9 protein-coding genes are annotated in these 7,291 nt (G+C 35.9%); 4 read left to right on the top strand and 5 right to left on the bottom strand.

The annotated features are described in order from the left end of the window. Positions 1–975: polyamine aminopropyltransferase (locus DN410_RS10135; protein WP_149176392.1), on the top strand; the 975-nt coding region annotated here is incomplete at its 5' end. 27 nt (positions 976–1,002) lie between these two features. Continuing rightward, a complete protein-coding gene (speD, locus tag DN410_RS10130; protein WP_149176391.1) occupies positions 1,003–1,374 on the top strand; it encodes an adenosylmethionine decarboxylase in 372 nt (123 codons plus the stop codon). A 97-nt stretch (positions 1,375–1,471) separates the two neighbouring features. Here speD and DN410_RS10125 read toward each other — a convergent pair whose 3' ends face one another. The 5 genes from DN410_RS10125 to DN410_RS10105 all read right to left on the bottom strand — a co-directional run bounded on the left by DN410_RS10125 (position 1,472) and on the right by DN410_RS10105 (position 4,408). After that, positions 1,472–1,876 (bottom strand): DUF3021 domain-containing protein, encoded by a 405-nt coding sequence (locus DN410_RS10125; protein ID WP_149176390.1) that lies wholly within the window; start codon positions 1,874–1,876, stop codon positions 1,472–1,474. A 3-nt stretch (positions 1,877–1,879) separates the two neighbouring features. Further along, positions 1,880–2,329, bottom strand: coding sequence for a LytTR family DNA-binding domain-containing protein (locus DN410_RS10120; protein WP_149176389.1), 450 nt, complete (start codon positions 2,327–2,329; stop codon positions 1,880–1,882). Positions 2,330–2,462: 133 nt separating this feature from the next. Beyond that, a complete protein-coding gene (locus tag DN410_RS10115) occupies positions 2,463–2,780 on the bottom strand; it encodes a PTS sugar transporter subunit IIA (protein WP_149176388.1) in 318 nt (105 codons plus the stop codon). A gap of 9 nt (positions 2,781–2,789) precedes the next feature. Further along, positions 2,790–4,091 (bottom strand): PTS cellobiose transporter subunit IIC, encoded by a 1,302-nt coding sequence (gene celB, locus DN410_RS10110; RefSeq protein WP_149176387.1) that lies wholly within the window; start codon positions 4,089–4,091, stop codon positions 2,790–2,792. 14 nt (positions 4,092–4,105) lie between these two features. After that, positions 4,106–4,408, bottom strand: a complete 303-nt coding sequence (locus DN410_RS10105) for a PTS sugar transporter subunit IIB (protein ID WP_149176386.1) — start codon at positions 4,406–4,408, stop codon at positions 4,106–4,108. 227 nt (positions 4,409–4,635) lie between these two features. Here DN410_RS10105 and DN410_RS10100 point away from each other — a divergent pair, with 227 nt between their 5' ends. Together DN410_RS10100 and DN410_RS10090 are read left to right on the top strand one after the other, a co-directional pair. Next, a complete protein-coding gene (locus DN410_RS10100; RefSeq protein WP_149176385.1) occupies positions 4,636–5,853 on the top strand; it encodes a dicarboxylate/amino acid:cation symporter in 1,218 nt (405 codons plus the stop codon). A 259-nt stretch (positions 5,854–6,112) separates the two neighbouring features. Continuing rightward, a complete protein-coding gene (locus DN410_RS10090) occupies positions 6,113–7,270 on the top strand; it encodes an acyltransferase (RefSeq protein ID WP_149176383.1) in 1,158 nt (385 codons plus the stop codon). Positions 7,271–7,291: the final 21 nt, after the last annotated feature.

Genomic DNA, 7,291 nt, shown 5'->3' with positions numbered 1-7,291 from the left:
AAGCAAGACAAACAGGACAAACACGATAAACAGGACAAGCAAGATAAGCAAACACCATTTGAGCCTACAATAGAAACAAATTCACATAACTTAGATATATGGGATGAAATTTCCCTAAAAGAAATACAAGCTGGCGAGCATACAAGTTTATTTGAAGAAAAAAGCAATTACCAAAATATTAATTTGCTACAAGTAAGCGATGTTCGTTTATATTTGGACAACCAACTACAATTTAGTTCCGTTGATGAGCAAATTTATCATGAAGCGCTTGTACATCCAATCATGTCTAAAGTCATTGATCCAAAACGTGTCCTCATATTAGGTGGCGGCGATGGTCTTGCCTTACGAGAAGTTTTGAAATATGAAACTGTGCTACATGTAGACCTTGTTGATTTAGATGAGGCGATGATTAATATGGCACGTAATGTTCCAGAAATAGTATCTTTAAACAACAATGCATTTTTTGATAATCGCGTGAATGTGCACGTATGCGATGCGAAAGAGTTTCTAAATTCTCCTTCATCCTTATATGATGTAATTATTATTGATTTTCCTGATCCATCAACAGAGTTGTTAAGTACTTTATATACAAGCGAACTTTTTGCTCGTATAGCTACATTCTTAACAGAAGATGGTGCATTCGTCTGCCAATCTAATTCACCTGCTGATGCACCTCTTGTATATTGGAGTATCGGTAATACAATTGAAAACGCCGGATTAACTGTAAAAAGCTATCATATCATTGTTCCTTCTTTCGGAACTGACTGGGGATTTCATATTGCTGCTAACTCCTCACATGTACTCAATCAAATTGAACAATTATACGTAGTACCAACTCCTCGAACATTACCTTCCCTTCTTGCTCCTTTATTTCAATTTAAAGAAGAGCATTTAGAGCACCATAACAACTCCCTTTTAAATTCAGATTCGAACCTTATCCTGCATCAATGTTACAAAAAAGAAATGGAATTTTGATCATTTTATAATAAGGAGTGCTACCCTATGGAATATTCTACTTTCGGTAAGCATATAATAGTAGATTTATGGGGAGTAGATTTTTCCCTATTAAATGATATTCAATTTTTAGAGCATCATTTAGTTTCTGCTGCTGATTACTCTGGTGCACATGTTTTAAACGTAAGCACAAAAAAATTCCAGCCATATGGCGTTACAGTATTAGTATTACTATCAGAAAGTCACCTTTCCATTCACACTTATCCCGAAAAAAACTTTGCAGCGATTGATTGTTATACGTGCGGTACAACCGTTGAACCGCAAATAGCAATTGATTATATCGTAAATATATTAAAACCAGAGCGGATGCATATAAAAAGATTAATTCGTGGTGTAGGAGAAATTGTTACTGTCGATTAATTATCACTCTTACTCATCCGTAAAAAGGAGGATTGCAAATACCATCAGTGGAACGAAAGCTCCACTGATGGTACGCACACATACATACATAATTCTTTCATTTTAATTGATGATTTAATGTTTCTATTTTTCGTTTCCAATATAGTGTCATCACAAACCATATAATGAAGTAAATAATAATAAAGCCTACTATACAAACAAGAATCGGACCAAGACGATTCGGAATCCACCCGATCCAAATTGCTGTAGGCAAAAATGTCCCTAGTAAAATGATAAAGTGAATACTTGTCTGTTTTAATATACTCCATTCTTCTTTTTCAAAAATAAATGAAGCGAAAGAAAAGATCAGTCCTACTATACTAGCTGTAACTAAATACATAATTAACGTTTTCATTTCTACTGTTTCTATCCCTTTTATATAACCGATCCATAAAAACAATAGACTATATATCATCGCCATCCCTAATCCAAAAGCGACTTTGTTTATAACTCTATCAATCATCTTTTAGCCTCCTCCTATATTTAAAGCCTCTTTAATAAGCGGTACATATTTCCTCGAAACATATTCTTTCATTCCATTAGAAAAGTGAGCACACATACTACCACTAAAAGACATTTCAAAACTTTTTACATGCTCTAAATTCGCAAGTATTGACTTAGAAAATCTGGCAAAACGCTTTCTAGCTAACTGTTCCTCTAATTCATATAAACGAGCCTTCACCTCAAGATTCCCTTTTTTCGTTTTTGCCATAACTTTTCTTTCCTCTGTATAAAACCAATAAATATCATGTAAATGCAACAAATAATATTGCTGATCTAACACACCAACGATTTGACTCGTATTTCCACCTTCTATTATTTTTAAAAGTTGCTGAATTTCGTCCGTTACTTCTTTTGTTTTTATAATTATTTCTACATCTACTTGTGATGGGTCTAACTCGATGCGAACTTTCATCTATTTCCCACCCCCTTTATACTTTTATTTTTACATAAAATTGAAAATAATAAATATAACCTTGCGTAAATGGTCTTCATTTCGTCATAACAGAATCTTTTCAAAACATAAAAAAACCTTGCATACGCAAGGTTCATTCAGCTGCTGACATCTTCCTATATAATTCTACAAACTCACTCGCTAATTCCTTTACCGTAATTGCATTCATTAAATGATCTTGCGCGTGCACCATCAGAAGAGTAACTTCTGTCTTTTCACCACCAGCTTCCTTCTGTATGAGCTCCGTTTGTACACGGTGCGCCTCTTGCAATTCATGTAAAGCTTCCTGCAACTTCGCCTTAGCTCCCTCGAAGTTTCCACGCTTTGCGCAATCAATTGCTTCCATTGAACAACTTCTTGCATTTCCCCCATGCAAAATTAAATGAAAAACTTTCGTCTCTATGATATCCATTTTAGTTCTTTACTCCCCCTTTTCTTCCGCCACTTTTTGTTTATCCCATATTTTTAAGAATGGTAAATAAATGAAAAATGCTAGTGCAAAGTTAATAAGCTGCAAAATAACACCAGAAATTTTCCCGCCCGATCCTAAATATCCACTAAAAAAAATCGGTGTAGTCCAAGGAACAGCAGCTCCGCTCGGACGGGCAACTAATCCCCATTCCATCGCAAAGTAAGAAACAATTGTTAACACAACCGGAACTAATATAAATGGGATAAGTAAAAGTGGATTCATAACAATCGGCATACCGAAAGTCACCATTTCATTAATATTAAAAATACCAGGTGCAATCGACAATCGACCGATACTTTTTAACTGCTGACTTCGCGCAAACAATAGCATTCCTACAACTAAAGCTAATGTTGCACCAGAACCGCCCATATAAATCCATAAATCAAAGAACTGTGCGGTAATCGTATTCGGTACGTCTTGACCAGCCTGAAAAGCAATTCGGTTTTGATCCATTAACGACAACCAAACCGGGCTCATTACACCACCAACAATTGCAGCACCATGAATTCCGCACGCCCAAAGTACATGGACAATAATAACTGCGATTACTGCCCCCCCAAGGCTAGCCCCTAGTACACTAAGTGGTTCTTGCAAAAGCTTTCCTACAACATTATGAATACTACCGAAAGTCGTTTGTTCAAAAATCAATCTAATGATCCAAACAACCGTCACAACAATAAAACCTGGAATAAGCGCAGCGAATGAACGCGTTACTGCTGGTGGAACTGTCTCTGGCATTTTTATAATTATCTTTTTTTGTACAATAAATCGATAAATTTCAGTAGATATAATTGCAATAATCATCGCCACAAACAGTCCTTGGCTCCCCATTAACGCCGCTGGAATTGCCCCATCTACAATCACACTTTCCTTCGTGCTTGGTATGATATATGCAACTTGAAATGGAGTTGCAAGCAAAAATGTCACAAGCGACAATGCCCCAGATGCTAAAGCATCCACTTTATAATACTCACCAAGCCTGTAAGCGATTCCAAAAACAGCTATTAAAGACATTATATTAAAAGTAGCACTTACTGGGTACCCTAAAGCTTTCTGCCAGTTCTCCCCAAACAAACCTGCCATAAAATCATTATACCCCGGTATTGGTAAAGCGCTAATAATAAGAAAAAAAGAGCCTATAATTAAGAATGGCATCGTTAAAATAATTCCATCACGAATCGCTTGTAAATGCCTCTGCTCTGCAACCCTGCCTGCTACTGGCATTACATATTTCTCTAAAAACCGTATCATCTATCCCACTCTCCTCATGGTTTCATCGACAAAGCTGCTTGTAAGATAGCTTCTCCATTACAAAGCCCGTAATGGACAGATTGAATAACATCGACAGGTATTCCTTTTTCCTTACATAATTCTTTCATTTTCGGTAATAAATAACGTACTTGCGGTCCAAGTAAAAGTACATCTGCTTGGTCGATGTGGCTATTCACTTCTGAACCCGATACAGCCCAAATCTTTACCTCTATCTCCCTCGCCTCTGCCGCTTTCTCCATTTTTGTAACAATCAAACTGGAAGACATTCCCGCCGCACAGCAAAGTAAAATATTCATCCCGCTTCCCTCCCTCTTTTTCTACACCTAAGTTATGGTGCAACCCTTGCCACCACTTAGGTTACAAATATATATGTCTAGATTTCTAACTGTATGCCGAGCTTAAAAACAAAAATTTCTCGGTTTTCACGCTATTCCATCTATCGGTATTTTCCTAGTAAAGAGGACTCTAACTCGCTATAATAATTCAGTATGATTTTTTTTATAATTGATAGGAGGGTATATTTATGAAGGCATATCGCTTTCCACTTATTTTATTATCTTCTATCCTAATTGGTGGTTTCATTGGTTATTTCATGGGTGCCGATGCCGTTGCTTTAAAGCCGCTTGGTGACATTTTCTTAAACTTAATGTTTACGATTGTTGTACCGTTAGTGTTCTTTAGCATCGCGTCATCTATTGCTAATATGGATGGATTAAAACGTTTCGGTAAAATTATGTCTAGTATGGCTGGGACTTTCTTATTTACAAGTATTTTAGCTGCTATTTTTATGATTATTATCGTGAAAGTATTCCCGCCAGCACAAGGTGTTGTATTAGAATTAACACAACCTGATAAAGCTGAAAAAGCTGTTAGCGTTGCTGATCAAATCGTTGGTATTCTAACAGTATCTGACTTCTCAAAGTTACTATCTCGTGAAAATATGTTAGCACTTATTTTCTTCTCTATATTAATGGGGATTGCAACTTCAGCAGTTGGTGAAAAAGGAAAACCATTCGCTACATTCCTACAAGCTGGTGCAGAGATTTCAATGAAAGTCGTATCTTTCATTATGTACTACGCTCCAATCGGACTTGCTGCTTACTTCGCAGCATTAGTTGGTGAATTCGGACCACAACTTCTTGGAACTTACTTCCGAGCAGCAATGGTATACTATCCAGCATCTCTAATTTACTTCTTTGTATTCTTCACGTTCTATGCATACCTTGCAGGTCGCAAGCAAGGTGTTCAAATTTTTTGGAAGAACATGGTCTCTCCTACAGTTACATCTCTTGCAACTTGTAGTAGTGCTGCTAGTATTCCAGCGAACTTGGAAGCAACGAAGAAAATGGGTATTTCTTCTGATGTTCGTGAAACAGTTGTCCTTCTTGGATCTACACTTCATAAAGACGGCTCTGTTTTAGGCGGCGTAATAAAAATTGCTTTCTTATTCGGTATTTTCAACATGGAATTTGAAGGACCGAAAACGTTAGCAATCGCACTTGTTGTTTCTCTATTAGTAGGAACAGTAATGGGCGCTATTCCAGGCGGCGGTATGATTGGTGAAATGTTAATCGTTTCTCTATACGGCTTCCCGCCAGAAGCATTACCAATTATTGCAGCAATTAGTACAATCATTGACCCTCCTGCAACGATGTTAAACGTAACAGGAGATAACGCTTGTGCCGTAATGACAGCCCGCCTTGTAGAAGGTAAGAACTGGATCAAAAACAAATTTGCTTAATAGATAGAAAGAGGATGCTCCAAACGAGCATCCTCTTTTTTGTCGTTATTTGTTGATAAGTCGATATCCCTTGTCGAAACGTCGATATATTGAAAAAATCGTTGGTATATTTGAAGTTGTGATAGATATATCCGAAAAATCATTGATATAATCTCATTCATCTCCTCCCGCCACAAATTTGTTAAAATCTTCACAAATATTCCACACCTCTCATCCTTACTCCGTACTATAATCATGTATGGAAAAGGAGATGGAAACAATGAAACAAAGCGCACCAGAGTTTAAAGTTTTGCAAAGCATTGCATTTCTTGCTGTCGTTTTGCAAAGTTCCTTATTATATACAATGAATCAAGGTAATGTCTTACTTGAACAATCCCTCATTATGGGTATGTTATTTAATCTTGCAAAATTTTCGGCACCTGCATTCATATTTATCGTTGGATTTCATTTAATTGGTCACTATACAAAGCAATTAGTATACAAAGAATATATTTCTGAAAAAGCCACACACTTACTCATTCCTTATTTCTTTTGGTCTATTCTTTACTTGTTAACAACAAACGATATGATTACATTACAAGGCGGAATAAAAAGTTTATTACTCGGAACGGCCGCACCTCATCTTTGGTACGTTATTATGATGTTCCAAATTCACTTATTGTTCCCTTTACTTTGCACACTATTTTATTGGTTTCAAAAACGAACAACAAATAAAAAAGACATATATACATATATGACTTTTTTCGCGTGTCTATACTTCCTATTAATGTGGTTCTCTTCTCACTATATTTTTAATGGAGAAAAATTAACGAGTTCGACCATTTTACATTATACAGATCGATCATTTCTATTCTACTCATTCTATTTCGTTATGGGCGGTATTGCCGCTGTAGCACTAAAAACTTGGCGTCTATTCGTCATGAAACATATCCCGCTGATCACAATATTATTTTTCATCTTATTTTTATTTATCAATTATGAGTTATTTAGTTTTTACGGAGCAAACTCTATCCATTTAACCGTTTCTACTTATTTAAAACCGTCTATGTTTTTATACATTGTCTGTGAAATTATGATACTGTACGTGTTATCTATTACAATTGTACAGCGCCGAGGCTTTTTATATAAAACGTTACGATTCATTGGAAACTACACGTATGGCGCTTATTTAGCACATTTTTTCTTCTTGCAACTATGCACACAATTTCTTTCCTTATTCACATTGCAAGAAAATACTATACTATATAGTTTATTACTCTTTGTCTTAACAGCTGCTATATCTATTTCAACAATGGTCATTTGCAGTACACTACCATTTCATATATGGATTACAGGACCTTCGCCTACAAAAAGTATAAAATGGGCAAAGATTGCACTTCGAAAAAACCATGAAAAACTATTCAAACCATATATTTGATATAATTATACACATATAAGA

Source organism: Bacillus sp. SH5-2, from assembly GCF_008368905.1.
GTDB classification, from domain to species: domain Bacteria; phylum Bacillota; class Bacilli; order Bacillales; family Bacillaceae_G; genus Bacillus_A; species Bacillus_A luti.
Note: the sequence above shows the minus strand (reverse complement) of the source record. Positions and strands in the feature narration are given on the sequence as shown.